The organism is Paenibacillus alkalitolerans, from assembly GCF_016482785.1.
Taxonomy (GTDB): Bacteria; Bacillota; Bacilli; order Paenibacillales; family YIM-B00363; genus Paenibacillus_AE; species Paenibacillus_AE alkalitolerans.
In genome coordinates this window covers 114,150-140,292 of sequence record NZ_JAEMXM010000011.1, presented here as the reverse complement: position 1 = coordinate 140,292, position 26,143 = coordinate 114,150, and the positions used below count along the sequence as shown (strand labels likewise).

Below are 26,143 nucleotides of genomic sequence, written 5' to 3'. Positions count from 1 at the left end.
ATCAACCTCCGTGAAACTGTTGTACGAGCCGTTCGCGGGCTTCTTGAAGCGTCGTTTTCTCGTCAACGTCTTGTTTGCTGAATTCCCAAATTTGCTGAATATACTGCAGCGCCGTGTCGATATCCGGACTGGAACCTTGCTTGTAGGCGCCGATGTTGATCAAATCTTCGGATTCTCTATAGACGGACAAGAGCTTCTTGAATTGATTGGCCGCCTGTATTTGTTCTTTCGCGGCCACTTCGCTCATCACCCTCGATACGCTGGAAAGCACGTCGATCGACGGATAATGGCCCCGGCCGGCCAAGCGGCGGTCAAGAACGATGTGACCGTCAAGAATGCCGCGGACGGCATCCGCCACCGGTTCGTTCATGTCGTCTCCATCTACGAGCACGGTATAGAACGCGGTGATCGAACCTTTCGGTCCGGTTCCTGCACGTTCCAGCAGCTTCGGCAAGTTTGCGAACACCGAAGGGGTGTACCCTCTGGTCGCAGGCGGTTCGCCTACTGCCAAACCGACTTCGCGCAGCGCCGTCGCATACCGTGTCACGGAATCCATCATCATCATGACGTCCAATCCCCGGTCCCGAAAATATTCCGCGATCGCCGTCGCGATGAGAGCGCCCTTCATACGAATCAATGCCGGTTGGTCGGAAGTGGCCACGACGACGACGGAACGGGCCAATCCTTCCGGACCGAGATCCCGTTCGATGAAGTCGAGCACTTCACGGCCGCGTTCCCCGATAAGGCCGATCACGTTGACATCGGCGGCCGTATTGCGCGCTATCATCCCGAGCAAAGTCGACTTGCCTACGCCCGAACCGGCAAAGATGCCGGCCCGCTGTCCTTTTCCGATCGTGAGCAGCCCGTCGATGCAGCGGACGCCGACCGAGAGCGGCGTCAGTACGCGCGCCCGCTTCAACGGGCTGACCGGCGCGTTATTTGCCGGCATCTCCTGCATTCGCGCAGGTAACGGCGAGCCGTCCAGCGGCACTCCCAAACCGTCCAACACTTTGCCGAGCAGCTCGTGACCGACTTTCACCGTCAACGGTTTGCCGGTACCGACGACATCGCAGCCCGGGCCGACGGAGTGCAGTTCGCCAAGAGGCATTAGAATGACTTTATTATTGCGAAATCCGACGACCTCGGCCTGTACCGGAGGCGCGCCTTTACCGGGGTAAATGTAACAAATATCGCCCAGCTTCGTATCCGGCCCTTCGGATTCTACCGTCAAACCGATTACTTGCGTCACTTTCCCGTTCACCCGGACGGGGTCGAGCTGCGACATTGCTTCCAAGTACTTCTTCACATCGAGCGGTGAGGATTTGGATGTGTTCAAATCCGGTCACCCTCTTCGCCTGATAGAGCGACTTCCAACAGCGCTTTCTTCACTTCGGCCAATTGGGTGTCGATTCGCGCGTCGATGCTCCCGAAAGAAGTGCGTACCACGCAACCGCCTTCATCGACGGTATTGTCGGGCACGATTTGAAGCTCCGCCTGGGAATCGATCGCAAGCGACAACTCGGCCCGGGCGTCCTGCATCTTGCCGAACTGGGACGGGGCGACGCACAGCGTAACGATTCCTTTCTCCCTTCGCCGTTCCAGCGTCTTCTTTACATGAGCGACCGTCCATTCGGGAGAACCTTCGACATGACGGCCGATGATCTTCCGCGCGATTCCAAGCGACAGCTCGACTAGAAACGGCTCCGCTTCGGAAATGGTCGCCTCCTTGACCCGATGGGCGTGCTCGATTAATTGCCCGGCTTCATGGAGCAGCGCCTCATATCGCTCTCTGATCTCGCGCTCGGCTTGTTGAAGCCCTTCGCGATATCCCGCTTCGAATCCGCTCTGCCGGCTCTCTTCGATAACCCTTAAATCCTCGATTCGCCGTTCGTTCCACCAAGCATCGATTTCCGCGGCGGCATGCTCGCGCATCTGTGCAGTTTCTTCGGCGGCAAGCTTTAGCAGCTCTTCAGCGGCTAGCTTCGCGTCGGCAAGCATCTTATCCGCCATTTCCGCCTGAATAGGATGATCCCGGCCGGCTGACTGCGTGTCTGCTTCAACAACGGCGGGCGCGGCCGGCGGGCAGTAGACGAACGCTTCGATCTTCTGCTTCTCGTCCATCGATACGTATGCATGCGGTTTGATTACGTTAGACAATGATATCGTCTCCCCCGCCGCGGGCGATAATGATTTCTCCGGATTCCTCTAACCTGCGAATCGTCGCGACGATCCGCGTTTGCGCTTCCTCGACGTCGCGGAGACGGACGGGGCCCATGTATTCCATCTCTTCCTTGAACGTGTCCGACATACGCTTGGACATGTTTCGGAAAATCGCCTCCCGCACCTCGTCGCTCGCCACCTTCAACGCCAACTGCAGATCCGCGTTCTCGATATCGCGAATGATCCGTTGAATCGAACGGTTGTCGAGATTGACGATATCCTCGAACACGAACATCCGCTTCTTGATTTCTTCCGCCAATTCGGGATCTTGTATCTCCAGCGAATCGAGGATCGTGCGTTCCGTTCCGCGGTCGACGCCGTTAAGGATTTGCACGATCGCTTCGATGCCACCGGCGGATGTATAGTCTTGCGTTACGGTCGCCGACAGCTTCTGTTCCAATACGCGCTCAACCTGAGAAATGACTTCCGGTGAAGTGCTGTCCATCAAAGCGATCCGTTTGGCCACGTCCGCCTGTTTTTCTTGGGGCAATGAAGACAGGATGGCGGCCGCTTGCTCCGGCAGCAAGTAAGATAAGACAAGCGCGATCGTTTGCGCGTTTTCGTTCTGGATAAAGTTTAAAATTTGAGCAGGATCGGCTTTTCTTGCAAAATCGAAAGGTCTGACCTGAAGCGTTGCCGTCAACCGGTTGATGACTTCCATCGCTTTGGTCGTACCGAGCGCTTTTTCCAAAATTTCTTTCGCATAATTGATGCCGCCCTGCGTGAGATACTCCTGAGCCAGGGCGATTTGGTGAAACTCCGTCATAATCGCTTCTTTCTCGGCGTTGTCCACCTTCCGCACGTTGGCTATTTCGAGAGTCAATTGTTCGATTTCTTCATCTCTCAATTGCTTGAATACTTGAGCGGACACTTCCGGTCCGAGCGTAATGAGCAGAATGGCCGCTTTCTGTCGTCCGGATAATACGTGCTGCTGTTGCTGCCCTTTCACCAAGTACTAACACCTCTATTCATCCACAATCCATGTGCGCAGCAAGTTCACGAACTCTTCAGGTTTGCGCTTTGCCAAGTTCTCCAGCTGTTTGCGAATTTGATTTTCGTTGTTCACGGATTCGATATCGAGCACCGGTTCTTTCTTCTCGGCTTGGAACGCCGCTTCGATCATTGCCGCTTCTTCCGCTTTCGCCTTTCTTCTGCGCATGACGGCATACCCGCCGCCGGCCAAGAGCGCGACGACCGCCGCTCCGCCTAAACCGTATAACAACATTTGGTCCGAAGTTTGCACGTCGTCGGGAACCGGAGCGCCTACAAAGTTACGCGAGATGACGGACACTTTCGATCGAAGTTGATCATCGGTCAACGTAAGTCCGTTATTTGCAAGCGAAGCGCCGACGATATTGGTAAGCACGTTCTCGATTTGCTGCAGCGTCTCGGGCGAAACCGGATTCGGTCCGTTCTCATTCGAGTTAATTCCCACTGAAATCGTTAAATCCTGAACGACATAAGGGCTTGATTCGATTTGATTGCGTATTCTGGTAATTTCGTAATTCCGGACTCTTTCGATGTTTTCGGACTCGTAATTGCCTTGGGACGCAGCCCCCGGATAATTCGGAATATCGGATTCGCCCGTTCCCGGCGTGCCTCCGGTTTGAACCCCGTCGCTGTTGACGGTCTCTTGTTTATCCTCTTCCGAAATAACGACCCCTGTTCCGTCTTCTTCATTGAAAGGTTGAACGATGTTTTGATCGCTCGTCTTCTTGTCGAAGTTCAACGTGGAAAATACGCTGACAACGACGTTCTGGCGGTCGAACAGAGTACTGAGAAACCCGTTGATATTACGCTGCAGGTCAAGCTCGAACTGCTTCTTGATTTGCAGCTGTTTCTCGATGATGCCGGCCGCCGCGCCTGAACCTCCGCCTAATTTCGAGGAGGGAAGCAATTCCCCGTTCTGGTCGGAAATCGTTATGTTCTCGAGCGCCAGTCCGGGCACGCTCTTCGCTACCAGGTTGTAAATCGTATCGATCTTCGCCTGGTCCGGAGGCTGCCCCGGCTGAAAATTGACGACAACCGACGCAGACGCTCGCTGTTCCGCGCCTTCTGCCGGCAAGAAGACGCTTTCCTTCGGCACATTAATGAGAACCTGAGAGCTTCTTACTCCGTTTATCTGATTGATCAGCCGTTGAATTTCTCCTGCTCTCGCACCGTTGTTCAGCACGTCGAACTGCTTGTCGGTCATGCTCCAGCTGCTCATGTTCTCCCGGAAAATTTCGTATCCGATCGACCCGTTTGTAACAAGTCCTTGCGATGCCACATCAATCTTTACTGAAGAAACCATCGTGCTTGGAACACCGATCGTCCTCCCGTCGCTGCTAAGCTTGTAATCCACGCCCGCGGTTTCCAGATATGCCTTGACGTTCGCCGCGTCCGCAGGATTCAAATCCGTAAAAGCGACGGAATATTCGGTTTTTGAAAATTGTACGACTAGCAAAGCAATGGTCGCGACGCTTAGAATAAACGCACTGATGAAAAAAATTCGCTGCTTTTGGCTGTATTGATTCCAGAACCGTACGAAAGACTCCCGGTACCGGACAAGCGTCTCATTCACGATGTCACCTCTTTAATCTCGCAAGCCCATAAGTTGATCACAACAAAATTACAGCTGCGTTCTCATGATTTCTTGGTACGCTTCAATAACTTTGTTGCGGACCTGCACGGTTAACTGCAGACCGAGATGCGCTTTTTCCGAGGCGATCATCAAAGTATGAACATCCACTCCTTGACCGGTAACGAATCCTTCGTTAAGGACTCGAACGTTTTGTTCTTGTTGTTCCAATTGGTTCAAAGCTTGTGCAAGCGTTTTTCCGAACGAGCCGGCAATTTCGGCCGCCCCTTTGCTCTCTGCGATCGGAGTAACGTTATTCTTGGCTGTCACAAATTGTAACGGGTTTGCGCGGATTTCGGATACTTCCACTGCGTATCTTCCCTTTCAACATGTTATTTTCCGATTTCGAGAGCTTTCGTGATCAATGCTTTCGATGCGTTCAACGCCGTTACGTTCGCTTCGTATGAACGGGTGGCGGACAGCATATCCACCATCTCTTTCATTACGTCCACGTTGGGCATTAAGACGAAGCCGTTCTCGTCGGCGTCGGGATGCGCCGGATTATAAACTTGCTTGAACGGCTCCGGATCGTTGTAAATTTTCGAAACCTTGACGCCCTCGCCCGCCGAGTTTCCCATCTTCCCTCTCAACATTTCGGCAAAAGAGACGTTAGCCTTCGGTTCCATAACTACAAGCTTTCTTTGATATGGGACCCATCTCCCATTCACGAGCTTGCCGCGCGTCGTCTCGGCGTTCGCAATGTTCGAGGAGATGACGTCCATACGAAGCCGTTGGGAAGTCAATGCCGAAGAACTGATATCAAATCCGTTCGTGATGCGCATTATCTGCCCTCCATCGCGGTACGAGTCATCTTGATTTCATGCGATACCTGTTGAATTAGCGTATTGTAACGAAGCTGATTTTTCGCCATGAGCGCCATCTCCGCATCGATATCGACATTGTTTAAGTTGTTGTTCATCACCGTATTTCGATCGATTTTTATTTGGGGCTCAACATTCGGCCCTTGGCCGCCGATATAAATATGGCGGGGGTCGGTGCGACGTCCTTTAAGAGTTCGCACAGAGTTCCCCATTTGCTGTTGAAGCAAGTCCTCGAATTGAACTTCGGCCCTCTTGTAATAAGGCGTGTCAGAATTCGCAATGTTGTTCGCAATAACGGATTGGCGCAAGCTGGCCGCATCCAACGTTCGTTCAAGCAAACGAAAATGACTCCCGGTTAAACCGATCACAGGGGTCCTCCTTCCCATGCAAATCAAATCCCATTCTCCGATTATGTAATTAGAAGCTGAAAAATAGTCAGATATTCTTATTCAACATATGTCGAAAATAATCCTGCTTTATTTCGACAATTTTTTTATGAGAAATGATGTGGAAAAATGAAAAAAAAACCTACAACAGCAAAGTGTTGTAGGTATTTAGAACTAAAGCCCTTTGTTTACATAAGTTGTTAGGCTCTCGATTTAACAATTTTGTCGATAAGCCTGTCGTTCAATATTTTAATGTACGTTCCCTTCATCCCTAAGGACCGGGTCTCAATGACTCCTGCGCTCTCCAATTTTCGAAGCGCATTGACGATGACCGACCTGGTGATTCCGACGCGGTCCGCCACTTTGCTGGCGACAAGCAGTCCTTCCTTCCCGTTCAACTCGTCGAAAATATGCTCGACCGCCTCCAGTTCGCTAAAGCTTAAGCTCCCGACGGCAACCTGGACGACAGCCTTGCTTCTTGCCTCTTGCTCGCTTTCCTCCGCTCGTTCCCGCAATATCTCCATTCCAACGATCGTCGAACCGTATTCTGCGAGAATGAGGTCGTCTTCGCCGAACGGACGGTCTTCCCGCGAGACGACAAGCGTGCCGATACGATCCCCCGCACCAAGAATCGGTACGACGGTCACGTATTGTTCTTGGATGACCTCTTGGATTTTTGCCACGAGCGCCCTATACGGACTATTTTCCTCGGAGTGGGATGTCGTGTCGTCAATGTTCATGAACCAGTGGTTCACTTCTGGAGGAAACCGCCGCTCTTCCGACACGATTCGACGAAACTCTTGCTCCTCCGGCTCCCGGATCAATCCGCAGCCTAATATTTTCCCTCTGCGACTAACGACGTAGATATTTGCGCCTATAATATCCCGTAACACCTCTCCCATCTCCATGAAATTTACCGAGGTGCCGGCCGCTTTTTGCAGCAGTTTGTTCAACCGCCTTGTTTTCGTCAACAAGTTCATTCTATTCTACATGCCTCTCGAGTTTATAAGATATATTGGCTTAAGTCGCGGTTTCTCGCCACTTCGCCGAGCTTCTCACGAACATATTCCGGGGTGATGACGATATGCTCCAACGTGATTTCGGGGGCTTCAAACGATAAATCTTCCAGCAGCTTTTCCAAAATCGTGTGCAATCTTCTCGCGCCGATGTTCTCGGTGTTCTGGTTTACCTCGGCCGCAACCCTGGCAATTTCCGAAATAGCCGCATCGGAAAATTCGATCCCGATCCCTTCCGTTTCGAGAAGAGCCGTATATTGTTTAGTCAGCGCATTCTGAGGTTCTTTCAATATTAATTCGAAATCGCTTTGGGTGAGCGAACTCAGTTCCACCCGGATCGGAAACCGTCCCTGCAATTCCGGTATCAAATCGGACGGCTTAGCCACATGGAATGCGCCGGCGGCGATAAACAGAACGTAATCGGTTTTTACCGGACCGTATTTCGTCATGATCGTGGAGCCTTCCACAATGGGGAGAATGTCCCGCTGAACGCCTTCTCTCGACACATCGGGCCCCGCTCCTCGGGAAGAGCTTGCAATTTTATCGATTTCATCAATAAAAATGATTCCCGACTGCTCCGCTCTCCGAATCGATTCCTGGATCACATCGTCCATGTCGATCAGCTTTTGGGCTTCCTCTTGGGTGAGCACCTTTCGGGCTTCCTTCACGGTTAACTTGCGGCGTTTCGTCCGTTTCGGCAAGAAGCTGCCGAACATCTCCTGCATGTTCGCACCCATCTGCTCGTTGCCGCCCTGCCCCGCCAGCATATCGAACATGTTCGGCGCGTTCTCTTCCACTTCGATTTCAATCGTATCGTTCTCCAATTGACCGGCCATAAGCTTGCGTTTCAATTCCGTCCGGCGTTCCGACAACGACGGATCCGTCTCGACCGCCTCTTGCGCCGGCTGCGTTCCGCCGGCGTTCCCGAAGATCATCTCCAACGGGTTGCGCATCGGTTTCTCCTTGTGCGGCGAAGGCGCCAAGATGGCGACGATCCGGTCGTTGGCAAGCGCTTCGGCTCTATCTTTCACACTTTCGGTTCGCTCTGTCTTCACCATACGGATCGCCGTTTCAACCAAATCGCGCACCATCGACTCCACGTCGCGGCCGACGTACCCGATCTCCGTAAATTTCGTGGCTTCTAGCTTGACGAACGGCGCGTTCACCAGCTTCGCCAAGCGGCGGGCGATTTCGGTTTTTCCGACGCCAGTCGGCCCGATCATCAACAAATTTTTCGGCATAATTTCGTCTTTCATCGCTTCGTCCAATAAGCTGCGGCGATACCGGTTCCTCAGCGCCACGGCCATCGAACGTTTCGCGTTCTTCTGTCCGACGATGTATTTATCCAACTCGGCAACGATTTGCCTGGGGGTTAACGCTTCTCTCGACTCCATCCTTGCTACCCCTCCAATTCTTCCACAATAATGTTATGGTTCGTATATACGCAAATGTCCGCAGCCATCGTCATGGCGGCATGAGCAATTTCTTTCGCATTCATATGTTGTCCCGCGTACCGCTTCAATGCTCTCCCCGCGGCAAGCGCGAAGCTTCCGCCGGAACCGATCGCCAGAATGCCGTCGTCAGGCTCTATGATTTCTCCGGTTCCGGAAATGAGAAGCAAATATTGAGCATCCATGACGATCATCATCGCTTCAAGACGGCGCAGCACCCGATCGGAACGCCAATCTTTGGCCAACTCCACCGCCGCGCGCTGTAAATTGCCGCTGTGCTCTTCGAGCTTCGCTTCAAATTTTTCAAAGAGAGTGACGGCATCCGCCACGGAACCCGCAAATCCCGCAATGACTTTACCTCTATACAAGCGACGCACCTTCTTTGCGCCGTGCTTCATCACCATTGCGTTTCCGAACGTCACTTGACCGTCTCCCGCAATGGCGCCTCTGCCGTTGTGACGAATCGCGAATATCGTCGTAGCATGGAACGATGATTGCATGACTATCGTCCTCCCTATTTTTATAATAACATTACGCCCTGGGATGGGCGCGATTGTAGACGGATTGCAGATGATCCTTCGTCACGTGCGTGTACACTTGCGTGGTGGACAGATGCGCGTGACCCAACAGCTCTTGCACCGTGCGCAAGTCGGCTCCGGCTTCAAGCATGTGCGTGGCGAACGTATGGCGCAGCGTATGTGGACTTATACGATTCATATCGGCTATCGTTTCCACATATTTATGAAGAATGCGCCTGACGCTCCGGTCGCTTAGCCGCGTTCCGTCCCGGTTCAGAAATAAAGCGTCCGTTGACGACGCCGCCGCCCGTGATCCCAATAACTGGCACCGCCCTATTCCCATATATACGCGTAAACTTTCAACCGCATGTTCCCCCAATGGGACCCACCGCTCTTTCCCGCCTTTGCCGAACACAAGCGCCATGCCGAGGTCAAGCCGTACCGAACCCACGTTTAACCCCACAAGCTCCCCTACCCGAATGCCGCTGCCGTACAACGTCTCAAACAAAGCACGGTCGCGCTGCCCGGCCGGCGTCGAGGCGTCCGGTTTGGACAACAGCTGCAGCGTTTGATCCAAGTACAGAAATTTAGGCAGCGGTTTATCCAATTTCGGGGTTTTCACTTCCTGCAGCGGATTCGATTCGACGAGTCCCTCTTTCATAAGGTAACCGTAAAAGCTGCGAAGCGCCGACAGTTTCCGGGCGACCGTTCGCTTGGCATACTGCTTGCCGTGGAGTCCGGCCAGAAATGTCCTAACCGTTACATAAGAAACAGCAGCAAACCCGGGAATGCGCTGCTGCTGCAAAAATTCGTCAAATTGCGCCAAATCGGAGGCGTAGTGACGGATCGTATATGGCGAAGCGTTGCTCTCGATTTCGAGTGAGAGCAAAAACCGTTGGATCCATTGAGCCGATTCCATGACAACACCTCAATTACGATACGGAACCGTGTGGTTAGCTTAGACTTCCATATCGTAACATAGCGGAGTTTCCATTTACAAGGCGGGCGCTTGTCCGCGGTTGGAAATATTCGAAAAATTCCGAATTTTCTCCAGTGCGCGCTGCGCGATCGCTTCATTCTTCTCTTTCTTGTTTCGGATGCGGGATTCGAGCGGAGGGAATAACCCGAAGTTCGCATTCATCGGTTGAAAATGCCGGAAATCGGCGGTCGTAATATAGCGGGCCATTGATCCGAGAGCCGTGTCCTCGGGGAAGATCAACGGCTCCGATCCGCGAGCGAATCTGGCGGCATTCAACCCGGCAATCAATCCGGACGCCGCCGACTCGACATACCCTTCAACGCCCGTCATCTGTCCCGCGAAAAACAGCTCGTCCCGCGATTGCAATTGGTACGTCGGCCGCAGCAGCTTCGGGGAATTGATGAACGTGTTTCTGTGCATAACTCCGTATCGTACGATTTCCGCGTTCTCCAACCCCGGGATGAGCGAAAAGACGCGCTTTTGCTCGCCCCACTTCAGGTGCGTCTGGAAACCGACGAGATTGAACAGCGTCCCAGCGGAATTGTCTTGACGCAATTGAACGACCGCATGAGGCTGCTTGCCCGTCCTTGGATCGGTCAAGCCTACAGGCTTCATCGGTCCGAACAGCACCGTCTGTTTGCCGCGCCTCGCCATCACTTCGATCGGCATGCAGCCCTCGAAATAAATTTCTTTCTCGAACTCTTTCAACGGCGCCGTCTCCGCGTGAATAAGCGCCTCATAAAACCGGTCGAACTCTTCTTCGTTCATCGGACAGTTCAAGTATGCCGCCTCTCCCTTGCCGTAACGGGAAGCGAGAAACACCTTGTTTATGTCGATCGAATCTTTCTCCACAATCGGAGCGGCCGCATCGTAAAAGTAAAAGTATTCCTCGCCCGACAGCCGCTTGATCGCATCCGACAATTCTGGCGACGTAAGCGGACCCGTAGCGATGACGGCAATTCCCTCCGGAATGTCCGTCACTTCCCCGGTCTTCACGTCGATGAGCGGGTGCTCGCGCAGCGTAGACGTCACATCGCCGGAGAAACCTTCCCTGTCCACGGCGAGCGCGCCTCCCGCAGGAACCGCATTGCGGTCGGCACAGCTCATGATCAGCGAATTCATAATCCGCATTTCTTCCTTTAATACGCCGACCGCATTCGTCAAACCGTTGGCCCGCAAACTGTTGCTGCACACCAATTCGGCGAACCGGTCGGTATGATGGGCGGGCGTACGCCTTACAGGACGCATCTCGTACAACGTGACGGGCACGCCGCTTTCCGCGATTTGCCACGCTGCTTCGCTCCCGGCCAGTCCTGCGCCTACGACGGTGACGCGTTGTTCCACGAGGATTCCCCTTTCCAGTTGCGCATATCGTTCATTATATCCGTTATTCGGCGTCTTCTTCCTGCACTTCCGCTTTATAATCGCAAGCAGTACATTGCACTGTAACGCCGTTTTTCGTTTTTTTCGACACCATCAACGAACCGCAATTCGGGCACGGCTGCGCCACCGGCTGATCCCACGACACATATTCGCAACCCGGATACGTATCGCAGCCGTAAAACAGACGGCCGCGTTTGCTTCTGCGCTCCACGATGCGGCCCTTCTTGCAGGTCGGGCACGTCACGCCGATATCTTTCACAATCGGCTTTGCGTTGCGGCAATCCGGAAAACCGGAGCACGCCAAAAATTTGCCGAACCGCCCCATCTTATATACCAAGTGCCTTCCGCATTTCTCGCATACTTCATCCGAAACCTCGTCTTGGAGCTCGACCTCTTTCATTTCGTCCTCGGCCACTTCCAACCGCTGTTCGAACGATTCGTAAAATGAGCCGAGCACTTTCACCCAGTCGACTTTGCCTTCCTCGACATGGTCCAGGTCCTCTTCCAGATGCGATGTGAAATCCACATCCAATATTTCAGGGAAAAATTGCTCCATCAACTCGATCACCAGCTCGCCGAGCTCCGTGGGAACGAATTTTTTTTCTTCCAGCGCCACATAACCGCGTCTTTGGATCGTATCCAAGATCGGCGCGTAAGTGCTCGGACGGCCGATCCCTTGCTCCTCCAGTGTGCGGACAAGCCGCGCTTCCGTATACCTCGGCGGCGGCTGCGTGAAATGCTGCTTCGGGTCGATTTTGTTCGTCTTTAACGATTGACCCACGGCAAGCGGTGGCAGCAGCTTGTCATCGTCGGTCACTCCGTCGTCGTTGCCCTCAACGTATACCTTCATAAAGCCCGGAAACTTCACCTTCGAGCCGACCGCTCTGAACGTCGTCCCGCCGGCGTCGAAGTCGGCGGTAACCGTATCGAGTACCGCGGACGACATTTGGCTTGCGATGAAGCGTTCCCAAACCAATTTATACAGCCGGAACTGATCGCGGGATAAATAAGGCTTCACCGATTCCGGATCTCTGACGGCCGACGTCGGGCGAATGCCTTCGTGCGCGTCTTGCGCGTTGGCGCCCTTCTTCGTGTAGTTGCGAGGCGTTTCCGGCACATATGACTTCCCGAAAACTTCCTCAATATACGAGCGGGCTTCTTCCTGCGCAACAGGCGAGATACGGGGGGAGTCGGTACGCATGTACGTAATAAGACCGACGGTGCCCTCCTTCCCGATATCAACCCCTTCATATAATTGCTGAGCGATTTGCATCGTCTTGGCCGCGCGGAAGTTCAGCTTTCGCGCCGCTTCCTGCTGAAGGGAGCTCGTAATGAACGGCGGCGAAGGGTTGCGTTGACGCTCGCGCTCCCTTATCTCCGTCACAACGAACGCTTTCTTTCCGATCGTCTCCAAGATACTGTTGACTTCCGCCTCGTTGCCGAGTTCTTTCTTTTCTCCCCCGACGCCGTAAAATTTCGCTTCGAACGCGGTGCCGTCCGCGGTCAACGTGGCCGTAATCGACCAGTATTCTTCCGGCACGAACGCTTTGATTTCTTTCTCGCGGTCCAATATCAATTTCACCGCAACGGATTGAACGCGGCCGGCGGACAACCCTTTCTTTACTTTCTTCCACAGCAGAGGGCTGATCTTGTAACCGACCAACCGATCCAAAATTCTTCTGGCTTGCTGCGCATTCACTAGGTCCATATTGATTTTTCGAGGGTGTTTGAACGCCTCTTTCACGGCTTGCTTCGTTATTTCATTAAATACGACCCGGCACGGTTCTTCTTCGCTCACTTCCAAATAATGCGCAAGGTGCCAAGCAATCGCTTCTCCTTCACGATCGGGGTCGGCCGCTAGAAATACCCGCTTCACTTTCTTACGGGCGTCTTTCAATTCTTTCAGTACGTCCCCTTTGCCGCGAATCGTAATATATTTCGGTGTAAAACCGTTTTCCACTTCCACGCCGATTTGGCTTTTTGGAAGATCGCGGATATGGCCCATCGATGCTCTGACAATATATTTGCTTCCCAGATATTTTCCTATTGTCTTGGCTTTGGCCGGAGATTCCACGATGACTAGCGTTTCGGCTGTCATCTCCCCTACACCCCTCTTCCGTCATATCAATCTTGCAATATACGCCGATCCGGGCAATGCCCGAATCCGTTTCTTCATCAGTAACGATAACAAAATGGTGTGCAAATGTCCAAACGTGTGGTCCGTTCGATCCAACAAAGCGTCAACCGTAACCGGTTCGGCTCCCATCACCGCAAGCAATTCGTCCTCTTCTTCGGAAAGCGGACGCTCATTTTCTTGTGAAGTCCGGCTTGCTTTCGCATGGTATTCAATAAGAACGTCCGCGGGTTTCGAAACCATCTTCGCACCGTCCCGTATCAACTGAAACGATCCCGCGCTCATCGGTGACGTTATTAAACCGGGTACGGCAAACACGTCCCGACCGGTTTCCATTGCGAAATCCGACGTAATGAGGGAACCGCTTCGCTCTGCCGCTTCCACCACCACCGTCCCCCTGCTCATTCCGGCAATGATCCGGTTTCGCCAAGGAAACGATGTCTTGTTAGGAGGAGTATTCCAGCGGTATTCGCTCAAGACGAGACCGGCATTGGCAATTCGCTGCTGCAGTGCATAGTGTTCAGGCGGATATTTAACGTTCAGCCCGCATCCGAGCACGGCGATCGTGGGCCCCTTCGCTTGAAGCGCTCCTTCGTGCGCGCATGAATCGATCCCGCGCGCAAGTCCGCTTACGACCGCGAACCCCGCAGCCGATAATTCCGCTCCGAACCATTCTGCAACCTGCCGGCCGTACGGCGTCGGATGCCGGGTGCCTACGATCGCAAGCATCGGCATCGTAAGCAGGTTCACATTTCCCTGTGCGTACAAAACCCACGGCGGTTTGTGAATGTACCGGAGCAGCGGAGGATACATGTGATCGAACCATGTGACGAATCGGACGTCACAGGTCTCATAGAAGTTAAGTTTACCCGCTATATTCGAATTCGTCAAAACCGGCGAAATATCCCTAATAAGATTGGGCGGCAATTTGGCCTTCTTCAGCAGTTGATCCGGTTCGTCCAGCAGCGCGGTCAGATCGGGAGTCACGGTCATAATTTTGTTTATCGTTTCCCATCCGACACCTTTCACGTCGTGCAGAGCGATCAATACCGCCCGTTCGTCTATATTCATAACATTTCCCCTTTCGCTTGAAAAAAAATAACCTTCCGCACCCGGACATTGCCGGATTCGGAAGGTTGCTTACCTACCCTTGTTATTCTGTTATAACGTATTCTTATTTTTTTACGATGCACTTCTCGAGCAGGCCCTTCTCTTCGAGGACCGCGACGAGTGTGGAACCCATCTCCGAAGGCGTCGGAGCGACGCGGATGCCGCAGCGCTCCATCGTGGCGACTTTCTCCGCGGCCGTTCCCTTGCCGCCGGAGACGATCGCGCCAGCGTGGCCCATCCGGCGTCCCGGAGGAGCCGTCTTTCCGCCGATGAAGCCGACGACCGGCTTCTTCATGTTGGCTGCGATCCATTCGGCGGCTTCCTCTTCCGCGGTTCCGCCGATTTCGCCGATCATGATGACCGCGTACGTATCCGGGTCCTCATTGAACAGCTTCAAGATGTCTATGAACTCCGAGCCCTTGACAGGGTCGCCGCCGATGCCGACTGCGGACGATTGGCCGATGCCGCGCGTCGAAAGCTGATGAACGGCCTCGTAAGTGAGGGTTCCGCTTCTGGAAACGACGCCGACATGACCCGGCAAGTGGATGTAGCCCGGCATAATGCCGATTTTGCACTCGCCCGGAGTGATGACGCCGGGGCAATTCGGCCCGATGAGGCGGGTGTTTTTGCCTTCCATGTACTTGCTCACCTTCACCATGTCAAGTACCGGAATGCCTTCGGTAATGCAAATAACGAGTTCAATTCCCGCATCGACGGCTTCAATGATCGAGTCCGCCGCGAACGCCGGCGGAACGTATATTACGGACGCGTTTGCGCCTGTCGCCGCCTTGGCTTGTTCTACCGTGTTGAACACGGGCAAAGATACCGTGTTTCCGTTGTCGAGGGTAATGTCGACGTTCGTTCCGCCCTTACCCGGAGTAACGCCGCCGACCATCTGCGTGCCGTATTCGAGGCCGCCTTTCGTATGGAACATCCCGGTGGAACCGGTGATGCCTTGCGTAATCACCTTCGTGTTCTTGTTTACCAATATACTCATGGCTTACTTCCTCACATCCTTTGGTCTGTAATGAGGGTCTACTTCACAAGAGCGACGATTTTTTGCGCCCCGTCAGCCATCGAATCGGCTGCAACGATGTTCAATCCGGACTCGTTCAATATTTTCTTGCCCAAGTCGACGTTTGTGCCTTCCAGGCGTACGACAAGCGGACGGTCAAGCCCGACTTGGCGCGCAGCGGTGACGACGCCGTTGGCGATTACGTCGCAGCGCATAATGCCGCCGAAAATATTGACGAAGATCCCTTTGACCTTCGAGTCGGATAGAATGATCTTGAACGCTTCCGTCACTTTCTCCGTCGTAGCGCCGCCGCCCACGTCAAGGAAGTTCGCAGGGTCGCCGCCATAGTACTTGATAATATCCATCGTCGCCATGGCAAGACCGGCGCCGTTGACCATACAGCCGATGTTTCCGTCAAGAGCGATGTAGCTCAGGTCGAATTTGGACGCTTCGATTTCTTTCGGATCTTCTTCGTCCAGATCGCGAAGCTCGACAATGTCCTTGTGGCGGAACAACGCATTGGAGTCGAAGTTGAGCTTCGCGTCGAGCGCCATGACTTCGCCGTCGCCCGTTACGACGAGCGGGTTGATTTCGGCAATGGAGCAATCTTTATCAACGAACGCTTGATAGAGAGCGGTCATGAATTTCACCGCTTTGTTCACAAGCTCATTCGGAATGTTGATCGCGTAAGCAAGTTTGCGCGCTTGGTACGGCGCAAGTCCGATTGCAGGATCGATGACCTCTTTGAAAATTTTCTCCGGCGTATGCGCCGCGACTTCTTCGATTTCGGTGCCGCCCTCTTCGGAAGCCATCATGGTGACGCGTCCCGTAGCGCGGTCGACAACAAGACCTATGTAATACTCTTTCTTGATGTCGCAACCTTGCTCGATGAGCAGCCGCTTCACTTCTTTTCCTTCCGGTCCCGTCTGGTGCGTTACAAGCGTCTTGCCGATCAGTTCCGACGCGTAGTTGCGGACGTCGTCGAGACTCTTCGCGATCTTCACGCCTCCCGCTTTGCCGCGGCCGCCGGCATGAATTTGCGCTTTCACAACCGTTACAGGCGTACCGAGCTTCTTCGCCGCTTCAACCGCTTCGTCGGCCGTAAAAGCGACGTGTCCGTCCGGAACTTTCACGCCGTACTGTTTGAGCACAGCTTTCCCCTGATACTCGTGAATGTTCATCTAGAAACCTCCTATTCGATTCTCTCCGGCGCTTTCCGAACCGGCGAGGAATGTCTATGTATTCCCGACCGTACATGGTTTCGCTCAACGAACGCAAAACATTCCGTAGATTCGTCATGCATGTCCGCGATGCGCCAACTTTTCCATTGTAACACGTTCTCGCGACTTTTTCGACATTTCGAACATAAACTTCACGGTTCGTGACGAAACAAGACGATCGGGCTCGAAAAATATAATTCCGCGGGAAATGAACGCGCTTCATTGCTAAAAATCCATTGCCCTGCTACAATGAAAATCAACTTGGAATGGCTGGGGAAGCACCTCGGTTCCGATCCGATCCGCGGCGCGCACGCGCTGAAGGAACGATCATATCGGAAACGGGGTGTTTTTATGTTCGGAACATGTTGGAGCGCTTGCGTACACGGCATAGAAGGCGCCATTATCCGGGTGGAGGTCGATTTGTCCAACGGCCTGCCGATGATTTCGATCGTCGGCCTGCCCGACAGTTCGATCAGGGAATCTGCGGAACGGGTCCGGGCCGCCATTAAAAATTGCGGGTTCGACTACCCACTCAAACGGATTACGATTAATTTGGCGCCGGCCGACGTCCGCAAAGAAGGGTCGTCCTTCGACTTGGCGATCGCCGCCGGTATCTTGATGACATCAGGCCAAATTCCGGCCCGGATCGCCGAAGGCTCCGTCTTCATCGGGGAACTGGCGCTTGACGGAGAAATTCGCCCGGTGCCGGGCGTCTTGTCCATGGTGCATGCGGCGAAATCCGCGGGGTTAACGACAGTGTTCGTGCCGAGTGCCAACGCGGGCGAAGCGCGGTTAATCGACGGCGTTGAAGTGGTGACTGTGGATCATTTGAGTGACTTGACCGGGGGGAATAAGGGAACCGGTCAATCGGCGGGGGAAGCGCCTCTTCCGCTTGGATTTCGGGCAGGTACGCCGAAAGGACAGTCCGTTCGGCAAGAGGATGAGGATTACGCGGATATTCTCGGACAACACGGCGCGAAACGGGCCCTAACCATCGCGGCCGCGGGTATGCATAACATCATACTGATCGGTCCGCCCGGTTCGGGAAAGACGATGCTCATCCGCAGACTGCCGTCGATCATGCCGCCGCTTACGGATGAAGAGGCGCTTGAGGTAACGAAAATTTACAGCACGGCCGGTCTGCTGTCCGAACGGGGCGCGCTCGTGCGCAAACGTCCTTTCCGGTCGCCGCATCATACCATATCGCCTAACGGCCTTGTGGGAGGAGGCGGAGTTCCGAAGCCGGGTGAAATCAGCTTGGCTCATCGGGGCGTATTATTTCTTGACGAACTGCCGGAATTTTCCCGCAACGTGTTGGAAGTGCTTCGGCAGCCGTTGGAGGATGCGAAGGTGACGATCTCGCGCGCGCGGACGTCGCTTACGTTTCCCGCTTCTTTCATGCTGGCCGCATCGATGAATCCTTGCCCTTGCGGTTATAGAGGTCACAATGACGCTCACCGTTCATGCACATGCAACCCTAACCGAATCGCCGGCTACAGGTCCAGACTGTCCGGCCCGCTGTTGGACCGCATCGACCTCCATGTAGAAGTCCCTCGGCTGAATTTGCATGAAGCGTATCGTGCAGACGGCGGCAATACACCGAAGAGCAGCGGTAAACGTCAACTTAACTCGGAGTGTATGCTCGCGGCGGTGCTTCAAGCGAAAGCCCGGCAAGCGAAGCGTTACGCGGGAAGCGGCATCCGCTGCAACTCGGAGCTTTCGGGAAGAGCGCTTCGTGCGTACTGCAAGCTCGATTCGGCCACTTCTGCAATGATCGCCGATGCGTGCGAGAGCATGGGTTTGAGTGTGAGAGCGCACGATCGCATCGTCAAAATCGCCCGCACGATTGCAGATTTGGAGGGCAGCGACAGGATTGAAGGAGAGCACGTGGCCGAAGCGCTGCAATACCGGTCGCTTGATAAGCCGGTGACAACGGTCGTGTAAGCGAATGTTTTGGCCGCCGATTGCGTACAACGGCGGCTCCCGTTACAGCGTCGAATCGGCGGCAACGTTCCCGTACAGCTTCCGCATCTTACAGTGCATTCTGAATATGCCGAATGTCGGAAGCCCCTCCAATCGAAGCAAGGGTGACGGCAATGACATCGAATCGAACCGGGACGCCCGAGCGGCCGGTTTGCAGCAAATATATTTCCGCAAGCCGGCGCAGCTTCATCCTCTTTCTATAATCGACGGATTCCTGCGGGGCGCCGAATGCATGCATGGACGAAGCCGTTCGCGCACGCACTTCCACAAAGATCAACGTGCCGTCTTTTTTGGCGACGATATCAAGCTCGCCCGCTTTACAGCGCCAATTGACATCCAATATTTCATATCCGTACAAAGCCAGATGCTCCTGCGCCAACCGCTCGCCTTCGGTACCCGCCGCTTTCCTGCTTTTCGTCATCGCTCGTCCTCTTCTTTCGCTCGAACGCCCGAGAGCTTCCGGTCCGTTCGATATACGAAGCTCATAATTTCCGCGACCAATTTATACAGCTCGGGCGGAATTTCTTGTTCGATATCGAGCTGCGAAAGCACCTCAACAAGAGAGGCGTCCTCTTGAAGGGGAACACCGTGTTCCAGCGCGGTCTCCATAATTCGCTCGGCTACCGCGCCTCTTCCCTTCGCTACGACAACCGGCGCGGCGTTCTTTTCCGGCGTGTAAGTCAAAGCGACCGCCTTCTTCGCCGGTTGCACGGTTTTATGCTCCCCGCTGCCTGCTGTCATATCCGTACATCGACTCCTCTGTAAGCCGGCCCTCCGTAAACGGATGCCGCATTCGCCGCTGTCCGGAAGCTTCCCGCCGCGGCGCCGCCCCGCTGTTCGCCTGAATGTGCCGGCGTCTGCGGAACGGGGGAAGCCCGCAGCGAGGAAAGCCGGTACCCGACTCGCTCCAATGCAAGCTCGATCTCTTCTTTACTGCCTTCAATCAGCTGCAAAGAGGCAGGATGATCATTAAACACATGGAGGGTTACGATTTTGTTCGTCACCTGCACATCGATCCCGGTCTCTCCCAACTCCGATAAACGCAAATCGAACCATAACCGGCAGTTTTCCGCATCCCATTCACCGTGTTTGCCTTTGCGCGTTTGGATATGCACGGATGCGGATCCGTTGCCGTCCCGGCCGCCGGCAAAAGGGATGAACATGGTCACATATGCGAACGGCAAGCTCCTGTCCGACGCAAGCAGCAGCTGCTGTCCGGTAATCCACTGGACCGTCTGCTGCGCGGCTTCCTTCAATGGCGCAGGGATATCGTCCGACGCTTGAAGCTGCAGCAAAGCTGCCTTCAACGTGTCCGTCCAGGATGCCGGAGTCCGTTCCGGAACATCCCCTTCCGGACTCGCCTGGAGTCCGGTAAGCAATATTGCTTCCGGTGCCGCCCGAGATTGCCGCTCTTTCCAGGCTAAGGTGCCGTTGCCAGGGGCAGCGGAAGCAGGCAAAGCTTCCGGGCGAAGCGGTGCGGACCGTCTCCTGTCCGGTTGCTCCTCCACATCGCTCTCGGTTAAAACAGGCAAGGTCTGCGAGGAAACAACCGGTTGAGGCGATGCGGCATCGGCCGAACGGAACGGGGCCGCGTTAACGGCTTTCGCGACTTGACGCTCCATGTCGACACCGAGCCATTGCAGCAGGGCAAGGACAGGCGGTCGTTCGGACCCGCGGGGCGTCGCAGCAGCTTGAGAATCAGCAAGCACTTGTGAAGCGGTTTGTGCCGGAAATTGCGTTTGAGCTTGCGCATGCGATTGAACCGGAGCCGCCGTCTGAGAGCGTAATGAGCCTTCCGAAATTCCAGACGAAGACGCACTTGCAATCGTTGATGCCACACCTCCAGAAGGCGTTGGCGCAGGCTTCGCGGCCTTGGCGGGTTCAATCGTATTTAACTCATCGAGCGGCCCCAACAAGCTGTTTGCCAGCGCATCCTTCCGCGACAGCACGTCAAGCAGCCGCTTTACGGCCGGATAAGACGGTTCGTCCGGCCGCGAAGCGGCGAATAACTCTCGAGCCGCCTTCTCCAACCGGCCGACCAGACCGCCCAGCCCTTCCCCGAACATAGCCGTCCGAAGCGCTCCCACTGTTTCGGCGCTTAGCGGCAATCCGCGGCGGGCGGCGATCACGGCCGCTTTCACAGCGGACTCCTCCCCGTCCGCGCCCGCGCCTTGTACAGCCTTGGCCGCCTCTTCCGCCGATTCCTTCGTCAGCGGCAAGCCCTCGCTGTGAAATGCGCGAATGACCATACGGTTCACCGGCGTGTCCTTCAATCCGACCGATTTCAACACGCCGGGGAGCGACTCCGGTACAATATCCACAACGGAGGATGCGAGCGGTTTCAGCACAACGAGTCCTCCCGCCGTCTCCGGCTGCACTTGCAGCAAAGTCGACTGCCCCTGTGCAAGAGGCGTTTCCAGCCGCGCCCGCACCGTTGTGCCCATAATGTTCATCAGGGCTTCGGATTCGGCAAGCAGCTTTAACACAACGCCGCGAACGACTTGGCCTGCCTTCAGCTCGACCAATTTCCCTTCGGACGGCTGCGGAGCGCCTATCAGCGCGCGAACAATGCCGCTCACATCCACCGCAAATCCCTCCGCTCACCAATATAGTTATTAGTTATATCGGCGGAAACGGGAATTTTTTTCAGTCCAAAAACAGCTCCATCTGCTCCGCAAACAATTTGCCGAGAAAAGATTTTCTATGCATCGGAGAAGCCCCGTACACAAGCAGTTCTTCCCTATGTGATTTCGTGGCGTACCCCTTATGTAAGGCAATTCCGTATTCGGGATAGAAGGCGTCCCATTGTTCGACGCAAAGCCGGTCCCGGGTCACCTTCGCAACGATCGAAGCGGCCGCTATCGACTGGGATAGCGCGTCGCCATGAATGATAGACAGCTGCGGCATAGCGGCATCCACCGTTTCCGCATCGACCAACAAGTAATCCGGTTCCGGGTTCAACGCTTCCACCGCTTGCTTCATCGCCAAACGCGACGCCTGGCGAATGTTGATGCGGTCGATCGTTTCCGCATCCACCCTGCCTATACCGACGGATACTGCCTCGTTCATAATGATTTCGTATAGTTCCTCGCGGCGTTTTTCCGATAATTTCTTGGAATCGTCCACTCCGTCGATTGTCAGCCCGACGGGCAATATGACCGCTGCGGCGACGACGTCGCCGAACAAACAGCCGCGGCCGACCTCGTCGACCCCGGCGATACGCGCATACCCTGCCGACCATATGTCGAGTTCGTATGTATTCATGAATAATTCCGCCTCCCGCAATGACGAAATTGTAGCACGGAATCCGAACCCTTTCACCATTTTTGGCAAAATGTTTCCATAATCATATAGACATCTTCAAAATTTCCAGCTTCGATTCGTTGCTGATGATCGTTCCGACATGCTTTCCTTCGCATATTTCTTTCATCGAACCGGGCCTGTCGAAGTTGAACACATGGATCGGAAGGCCGTAATCACGGGCCAAAATAAACGCGGATTGATCCATCACTTTCAAATCGTGTTGGAGCACGTCGTTATAATGAAGCGATTTGAACATCTTCACATTGGCGTTGTGCTTCGGATCCGCGCTCAGAATGCCGTCGATTCCTTGCTTCGCCACCAACAGCGCCTGGGATTTCACTTCGAGCGCCCTTTGCACCGACGGGTAATCCGTCGTTACGAACGGTTGTCCGTTTCCCCCTGCGAATATGACGATGTAACCTTTTTCCAAATGATGTATCGCCCTCAGCCTTATGTACGGCTCGGCAACCGAAGATATCGGAATCGCGGTCATGACGCGAACTTCCTTATTTGTTTTTGTTTTTAAAACGCCTCTCAGCATCAAACTGTTTATTACGGTTGCCAAAGTGCCGATGTTGTCCGCTTCGGCTCTGTCGATTCCCCAATTCTCCCCCATATTTCCCCGAAAAATATTGCCCCCGCCGATGACGATCGATACCTCTACGCCGATGTTTACTACGGACATGATCTCATTGGCGATGTGCTCCAGTTTTTCCGGAGCGAATCCGAACTCGCTGCCTCCCGCCACCGCGCCTCCGCTAAGCTTGATCAACACTCTCTCGTATTTCATGATAATACCTCCATGTAGATGTTATATTTGCTGCAGCGAAAATTATTTCGCTATACATATCGAATTTCCGAAAAAACTTTGCAGCGAAAAAAGCTCCCTCAATATCAACTCCAATCCAACGAACATCGGAAGTTTTTGTTCCGAGACCAGGATGCGGCTGTTTCGAAGTTTATACTTTCTGATCTCTAATGAAAACCTTCTATCGAGGTACATTCAAGCCTACTCAAGGAAGCGGGCAGCTCCTTCAGAAGAAGAAAAAACACTAAAGCAAATAGCTTTAGTGTTCCGTGTCACATGAGAATATTCGGTTTTGCACGCGGCGACCGGCTCATCCCGCATACTCCCATCCCTTCCCGAACTCATAATATCATCAGTATCTTATTCGCCGGCCGAAGTAAAGTCAAGACCCAATTCGCGCCGGAATACCCGAATGTTCTGTTCGTGAAACGATTTCATCCCTCTCGGGAAACGGTACTCCGCAAGCTGTGCGAACGTCTCATGTTCGCGGCCAACCGCCACCGCTTCCCTCGTTTCCCGAATATATTCCAACGATTTCCGGCGCCGCTCCAGCACCTCGTCCTTGGACGCGGCGGCGGCGCCGTGACCGGGAACCGTCAACGTCACGTTGTGCCCGTCCAAGATGAAGGGCACTTTCGCCATTGTCTCTTCGTAAGCGGCGCTTCCGTCATATATGTACGGGAATTCGATATCCGACAAATAATCTCCGGCAATCCATATACCCGGCGGTTCGACGACCGTAAACAATCCGTCGGCCGTATGTCCGGGCGCCAAATAGAACGTGAGCGTCGTACCGCCAACCGTTAGCCGCTGACCGTCCCGCTCCACCGCAATATCGATCCGGGGATAGGCAAGGGGATACGTTCGAACCAGGTAATATTTCTCATCGAAGGATGCAATTTGTTCGATTACCGCTTCAGGATCCGGATGTTCCGCCGTCTTCCTTGAAGCGATGGTAACCGCGTCGGGGAATGCGCCGAAACCGAGCACATGGTCCCAATCCGAATGCGTGAAACATAAATAAAGCGGCCGGTCGCCGCGAATAAATGATACGTATTGCCGGATTTGCTCCACTTCATCCGGCAGCCATGTCGGATCGGCGACGATGACCAGATCTTCCGTCCGGATCACGGTCGTGGTCGTTGCGTATAATGCGCTTTGAAATATCGTGTACTGTGCCTTTTTGCATTGAATCATGTCGTCTCCAACCGCTCCCGTATATGTCCCGTTACGGTATATCCATCGAGATGCGCCCGAGCTTGCCCGTGCGCAAATCGCGAAGAAGAACGTCGGACGCCTTCGAAATATCGATTTTGCCGCCGCTCATCACACAGCCGCGGCGTCTTCCCACCGCTTCCATCAATGCGACCACCTGCTGCGGATCTTCCGCATCGTCCGGCAGCTCGTCTATCCCGTACCTCTCAGAGAAAACGCCGGGGTAATGCGTTAACAAGTGCTTCACCAAATAGAAAGCTACGTCTTCCGAATGCAATATTTCGTCGCGAATCGCTCCCGTAGCCGCCAGCCGGTAGCCGACTTTCGCATCGTCGAACTTTGGCCACAGAATGCCCGGCGTATCCAGCAAATCCATGTCCGCTCCAACCTTGATCCATTGTTGGCCCTTCGTCACGCCCGGCCTGTCTCCCGTCGCCGCCACGCTTCTGCCGGCCAACCGGTTGATCAGCGTGGACTTGCCGACGTTCGGTATGCCGACGATCAGCGTGCGGATCGCGCGCGGGGACATTCCCTTGCGCGCCCAGGCTTCGAACTTAGGGGCCATCAGCTCCCGGCACCGCGGCAAAATCGCATTAACGCCGGTGCCGCTTGCGGCATCAATCGGCAGAGCGCTTATATCGTCCGCCGCCAGAAGCTTTACCCAGCGCTCGGTGACGGCGGGATCGGCAAGATCGCTCTTGTTGAGCAGCACCAGCCGGGGCTTGTTGCCGAGTATGTCGTTCACCATCGGATTCCGGCTGGATACGGGCAAGCGCGCATCCAACAATTCGATCGCCACATCGATTAACTTCAATTTTTCTTCGATTTGCCGCCGGGCTCTCGTCATATGCCCGGGAAACCATTGAATGCTCATCGGAATAAGCCTTTCTCCACGATTTTACGAATGCGGTATGAATCTGATTTCCGAAAGAGGCCAAATGATAAGGTCCGCTCTGCCGACAATATCGCCGTACGGGACAAACCCGATATCCCGGCTGTCCTGGGAATTCGAGCGGTTGTCGCCCAAGACGAACACATGGCCATCCGGCACCGACTGCGGGGCATAGTCCTTATTGTTGTATGTTAACCCGGCCTCGGCGGCGTTATCCACGGCTTCCTTCAAGTACGGCTCGGGAACCGGCTCGCCGTTGACGAGCACCGTATCCCCTCGAACCTCGACCGTTTCGCCCGGAAGCGCGATGATCCGCTTAATGTAATCCGCATTGAACGGGGAATGGAAAACAATGACTTCTCCGCGTTGAGGGGGCCGGATATCGTACAAAATTTTGTTGACGATCAACCGCTCCCCCGTATAAAAATTCGGAGACATGGACGGCCCTTCGACGATAAACGGAGAAAACAGGAAAAACCGAATAACGATGACGAGTACGCCGGCGACAGCCAGAGCCTTTACCCAATCGACCGCTTCCGATTTCCAACCGGAAGTCTTGTTTTTCTCCGTTCCGTCCGTGTCCGCCGCATCCGCCGGAAGCTTCGAATCCAACCGTTCTTCCATAGCTCTTGCTCCCCTCGTATGCAAAAACGAGGACCGGGTCCAACCGACCCAAGCCCCCGCTTCCAATTATCGAATATCTTTAATTCTAGCCGCTTTGCCGCGGAGATTGCGCAAGTAGTAAAGTTTCGCGCGACGCACTTTGCCCCGGCGCATTACTTCGATCTTGTCAACGCGCGGGCTGTGCAGCGGATACGTTCTCTCAACGCCTACGCCGTACGAAATTTTACGAACCGTGTACGATTCGCTGATTCCGCCGCCGCGACGCTTAATGACAACGCCCTCGAATACCTGGATACGCTCCCGGTTACCCTCTTTAACCTTCACGTGCACTCTAAGAGTGTCTCCTGGACGAAAGCTCGGCAAATCGCTGCGAAGCTGCTCGCGAGTAATTTCTTGAATCAAGTTGCTCATGGAATTCCCTCCTTCCGCCCTAGGCGTTCATACC

Annotated in this window: 26 protein-coding genes; 1 reads left to right on the top strand and 25 read right to left on the bottom strand. The window is 54.3% G+C overall.

Annotated features, from left to right (window positions below):
* Nucleotide 1: 1 nt before the first annotated feature.
* The 16 genes from fliI to sucC all read right to left on the bottom strand — a co-directional run bounded on the left by fliI (nt 2) and on the right by sucC (nt 16,834).
* The gene (fliI, locus tag JET16_RS17640) at nt 2-1,336 is read right to left on the bottom strand and encodes a flagellar protein export ATPase FliI (RefSeq protein WP_325176716.1); all 1,335 of its coding nucleotides are present in this window, start codon (nt 1,334-1,336) and stop codon (nt 2-4) included.
* Nucleotides 1,333-2,157 (bottom strand): flagellar assembly protein FliH, encoded by an 825-nt coding sequence (gene fliH / locus JET16_RS17635; RefSeq protein WP_199617955.1) that lies wholly within the window; start codon nt 2,155-2,157, stop codon nt 1,333-1,335. Before fliH ends, fliI begins: the two co-directional genes overlap by 4 nt.
* Nucleotides 2,150-3,172: a flagellar motor switch protein FliG gene (gene fliG / locus JET16_RS17630; protein ID WP_199617953.1), complete on the bottom strand. Its 1,023-nt coding sequence runs from the start codon at nt 3,170-3,172 to the stop codon at nt 2,150-2,152. Before fliG ends, fliH begins: the two co-directional genes overlap by 8 nt.
* 12 nt (nt 3,173-3,184) lie before the next feature.
* The gene (fliF, locus tag JET16_RS17625) at nt 3,185-4,783 is read right to left on the bottom strand and encodes a flagellar basal-body MS-ring/collar protein FliF (RefSeq protein ID WP_199617951.1); all 1,599 of its coding nucleotides are present in this window, start codon (nt 4,781-4,783) and stop codon (nt 3,185-3,187) included.
* Between the two features lie 48 nt (nt 4,784-4,831).
* A complete protein-coding gene (gene fliE / locus JET16_RS17620) occupies nt 4,832-5,149 on the bottom strand; it encodes a flagellar hook-basal body complex protein FliE (RefSeq protein ID WP_407673161.1) in 318 nt (105 codons plus the stop codon).
* A 23-nt stretch (nt 5,150-5,172) separates the two neighbouring features.
* Entirely contained in the window at nt 5,173-5,622 is a 450-nt protein-coding gene (gene flgC, locus JET16_RS17615) for a flagellar basal body rod protein FlgC (RefSeq protein WP_199617949.1), read from the bottom strand.
* Complete coding sequence (gene flgB, locus JET16_RS17610) at nt 5,622-6,029, bottom strand: flagellar basal body rod protein FlgB (protein WP_325176715.1); 408 nt, start codon at nt 6,027-6,029, stop codon at nt 5,622-5,624. The genes flgC and flgB overlap by 1 nt, the downstream gene beginning before the upstream one ends.
* A 218-nt stretch (nt 6,030-6,247) precedes the next feature.
* Nucleotides 6,248-7,027 carry a GTP-sensing pleiotropic transcriptional regulator CodY gene (gene codY / locus JET16_RS17605; protein ID WP_199617945.1) on the bottom strand — a complete coding sequence of 260 codons (780 nt, stop codon included), beginning with the start codon at nt 7,025-7,027 and terminating at the stop codon, nt 6,248-6,250.
* 23 nt (nt 7,028-7,050) lie between these two features.
* Nucleotides 7,051-8,457, bottom strand: a complete 1,407-nt coding sequence (gene hslU / locus JET16_RS17600) for an ATP-dependent protease ATPase subunit HslU (protein WP_199617943.1) — start codon at nt 8,455-8,457, stop codon at nt 7,051-7,053.
* A gap of 5 nt (nt 8,458-8,462) precedes the next feature.
* The gene (gene hslV, locus JET16_RS17595) at nt 8,463-9,014 is read right to left on the bottom strand and encodes an ATP-dependent protease subunit HslV (RefSeq protein ID WP_199617941.1); all 552 of its coding nucleotides are present in this window, start codon (nt 9,012-9,014) and stop codon (nt 8,463-8,465) included.
* A 31-nt stretch (nt 9,015-9,045) separates the two neighbouring features.
* Complete coding sequence (gene xerC / locus JET16_RS17590) at nt 9,046-9,951, bottom strand: tyrosine recombinase XerC (protein WP_199617939.1); 906 nt, start codon at nt 9,949-9,951, stop codon at nt 9,046-9,048.
* A 75-nt stretch (nt 9,952-10,026) separates the two neighbouring features.
* Entirely contained in the window at nt 10,027-11,361 is a 1,335-nt protein-coding gene (trmFO, locus tag JET16_RS17585; protein WP_199618069.1) for an FADH(2)-oxidizing methylenetetrahydrofolate--tRNA-(uracil(54)-C(5))-methyltransferase TrmFO, read from the bottom strand.
* Between the two features lie 37 nt (nt 11,362-11,398).
* Nucleotides 11,399-13,492, bottom strand: a complete 2,094-nt coding sequence (gene topA / locus JET16_RS17580; protein WP_199617937.1) for a type I DNA topoisomerase — start codon at nt 13,490-13,492, stop codon at nt 11,399-11,401.
* 21 nt (nt 13,493-13,513) lie between these two features.
* Entirely contained in the window at nt 13,514-14,599 is a 1,086-nt protein-coding gene (dprA, locus tag JET16_RS17575; protein WP_233531789.1) for a DNA-processing protein DprA, read from the bottom strand.
* 103 nt (nt 14,600-14,702) lie between these two features.
* Nucleotides 14,703-15,635 carry a succinate--CoA ligase subunit alpha gene (gene sucD, locus JET16_RS17570; RefSeq protein ID WP_199617935.1) on the bottom strand — a complete coding sequence of 311 codons (933 nt, stop codon included), beginning with the start codon at nt 15,633-15,635 and terminating at the stop codon, nt 14,703-14,705.
* A gap of 38 nt (nt 15,636-15,673) precedes the next feature.
* Entirely contained in the window at nt 15,674-16,834 is a 1,161-nt protein-coding gene (gene sucC, locus JET16_RS17565; RefSeq protein ID WP_199617933.1) for an ADP-forming succinate--CoA ligase subunit beta, read from the bottom strand.
* A gap of 390 nt (nt 16,835-17,224) precedes the next feature.
* Here sucC and JET16_RS17560 point away from each other — a divergent pair, with 390 nt between their 5' ends.
* On the top strand, nt 17,225-18,817 hold the full coding sequence (locus JET16_RS17560) for a YifB family Mg chelatase-like AAA ATPase (RefSeq protein ID WP_199617931.1): 1,593 nt from the start codon (nt 17,225-17,227) through the stop codon (nt 18,815-18,817).
* A gap of 88 nt (nt 18,818-18,905) precedes the next feature.
* On the opposite strand, the gene JET16_RS17555 is transcribed toward JET16_RS17560, so the two are convergent.
* The 9 genes from JET16_RS17555 to rplS form a co-directional block, all read right to left on the bottom strand.
* Nucleotides 18,906-19,277, bottom strand: a complete 372-nt coding sequence (locus JET16_RS17555; RefSeq protein ID WP_199617929.1) for a YraN family protein — start codon at nt 19,275-19,277, stop codon at nt 18,906-18,908.
* Nucleotides 19,274-19,597: an EscU/YscU/HrcU family type III secretion system export apparatus switch protein gene (locus tag JET16_RS17550; protein ID WP_199617927.1), complete on the bottom strand. Its 324-nt coding sequence runs from the start codon at nt 19,595-19,597 to the stop codon at nt 19,274-19,276. The genes JET16_RS17555 and JET16_RS17550 overlap by 4 nt, the downstream gene beginning before the upstream one ends.
* Nucleotides 19,594-21,441: a hypothetical protein gene (locus JET16_RS17545; RefSeq protein WP_199617925.1), complete on the bottom strand. Its 1,848-nt coding sequence runs from the start codon at nt 21,439-21,441 to the stop codon at nt 19,594-19,596. Before JET16_RS17545 ends, JET16_RS17550 begins: the two co-directional genes overlap by 4 nt.
* A gap of 61 nt (nt 21,442-21,502) precedes the next feature.
* Nucleotides 21,503-22,120 carry a ribonuclease HII gene (locus JET16_RS17540; protein WP_199617923.1) on the bottom strand — a complete coding sequence of 206 codons (618 nt, stop codon included), beginning with the start codon at nt 22,118-22,120 and terminating at the stop codon, nt 21,503-21,505.
* A gap of 82 nt (nt 22,121-22,202) precedes the next feature.
* A complete protein-coding gene (gene pyrH, locus JET16_RS17535) occupies nt 22,203-22,952 on the bottom strand; it encodes a UMP kinase (RefSeq protein ID WP_199618065.1) in 750 nt (249 codons plus the stop codon).
* Nucleotides 22,953-23,327: 375 nt separating this feature from the next.
* Nucleotides 23,328-24,164 carry an MBL fold metallo-hydrolase gene (locus tag JET16_RS17530; protein WP_199617921.1) on the bottom strand — a complete coding sequence of 279 codons (837 nt, stop codon included), beginning with the start codon at nt 24,162-24,164 and terminating at the stop codon, nt 23,328-23,330.
* Nucleotides 24,165-24,195: 31 nt separating this feature from the next.
* Entirely contained in the window at nt 24,196-25,056 is an 861-nt protein-coding gene (gene ylqF, locus JET16_RS17525; protein WP_199617919.1) for a ribosome biogenesis GTPase YlqF, read from the bottom strand.
* A 24-nt stretch (nt 25,057-25,080) separates the two neighbouring features.
* Complete coding sequence (gene lepB, locus JET16_RS17520) at nt 25,081-25,698, bottom strand: signal peptidase I (RefSeq protein WP_199617917.1); 618 nt, start codon at nt 25,696-25,698, stop codon at nt 25,081-25,083.
* Nucleotides 25,699-25,764: 66 nt separating this feature from the next.
* Entirely contained in the window at nt 25,765-26,109 is a 345-nt protein-coding gene (rplS, locus tag JET16_RS17515) for a 50S ribosomal protein L19 (RefSeq protein WP_199617915.1), read from the bottom strand.
* Between the last annotated feature and the right edge of the window lie 34 nt (nt 26,110-26,143).

What these genes read in the sequence shown, in the direction of transcription:
- JET16_RS17550 (WP_199617927.1), bottom strand. Translation starts at nt 19,597, where the DNA reads ATGACAGCAGGCAGCGGGGAGCATAAAACCGTGCAACCGGCGAAGAAG.
- topA (WP_199617937.1), bottom strand. Translation starts at nt 13,492, where the DNA reads ATGACAGCCGAAACGCTAGTCATCGTGGAATCTCCGGCCAAAGCCAAG.
- sucD (WP_199617935.1), bottom strand. Translation starts at nt 15,635, where the DNA reads ATGAGTATATTGGTAAACAAGAACACGAAGGTGATTACGCAAGGCATC.
- JET16_RS17560 (WP_199617931.1), top strand. Translation starts at nt 17,225, where the DNA reads ATGTTCGGAACATGTTGGAGCGCTTGCGTACACGGCATAGAAGGCGCC.
- sucC (WP_199617933.1), bottom strand. Translation starts at nt 16,834, where the DNA reads ATGAACATTCACGAGTATCAGGGGAAAGCTGTGCTCAAACAGTACGGC.
- JET16_RS17530 (WP_199617921.1), bottom strand. Translation starts at nt 24,164, where the DNA reads ATGATTCAATGCAAAAAGGCACAGTACACGATATTTCAAAGCGCATTA.
- hslV (WP_199617941.1), bottom strand. Translation starts at nt 9,014, where the DNA reads ATGCAATCATCGTTCCATGCTACGACGATATTCGCGATTCGTCACAAC.
- flgC (WP_199617949.1), bottom strand. Translation starts at nt 5,622, where the DNA reads ATGCGCATCACGAACGGATTTGATATCAGTTCTTCGGCATTGACTTCC.
- JET16_RS17540 (WP_199617923.1), bottom strand. Translation starts at nt 22,120, where the DNA reads ATGAATACATACGAACTCGACATATGGTCGGCAGGGTATGCGCGTATC.
- dprA (WP_233531789.1), bottom strand. Translation starts at nt 14,599, where the DNA reads ATGAATATAGACGAACGGGCGGTATTGATCGCTCTGCACGACGTGAAA.
- JET16_RS17555 (WP_199617929.1), bottom strand. Translation starts at nt 19,277, where the DNA reads ATGACGAAAAGCAGGAAAGCGGCGGGTACCGAAGGCGAGCGGTTGGCG.
- hslU (WP_199617943.1), bottom strand. Translation starts at nt 8,457, where the DNA reads ATGGAGTCGAGAGAAGCGTTAACCCCCAGGCAAATCGTTGCCGAGTTG.
- xerC (WP_199617939.1), bottom strand. Translation starts at nt 9,951, where the DNA reads ATGGAATCGGCTCAATGGATCCAACGGTTTTTGCTCTCACTCGAAATC.
- codY (WP_199617945.1), bottom strand. Translation starts at nt 7,027, where the DNA reads ATGAACTTGTTGACGAAAACAAGGCGGTTGAACAAACTGCTGCAAAAA.
- rplS (WP_199617915.1), bottom strand. Translation starts at nt 26,109, where the DNA reads ATGAGCAACTTGATTCAAGAAATTACTCGCGAGCAGCTTCGCAGCGAT.
- lepB (WP_199617917.1), bottom strand. Translation starts at nt 25,698, where the DNA reads ATGGAAGAACGGTTGGATTCGAAGCTTCCGGCGGATGCGGCGGACACG.
- ylqF (WP_199617919.1), bottom strand. Translation starts at nt 25,056, where the DNA reads ATGAGCATTCAATGGTTTCCCGGGCATATGACGAGAGCCCGGCGGCAA.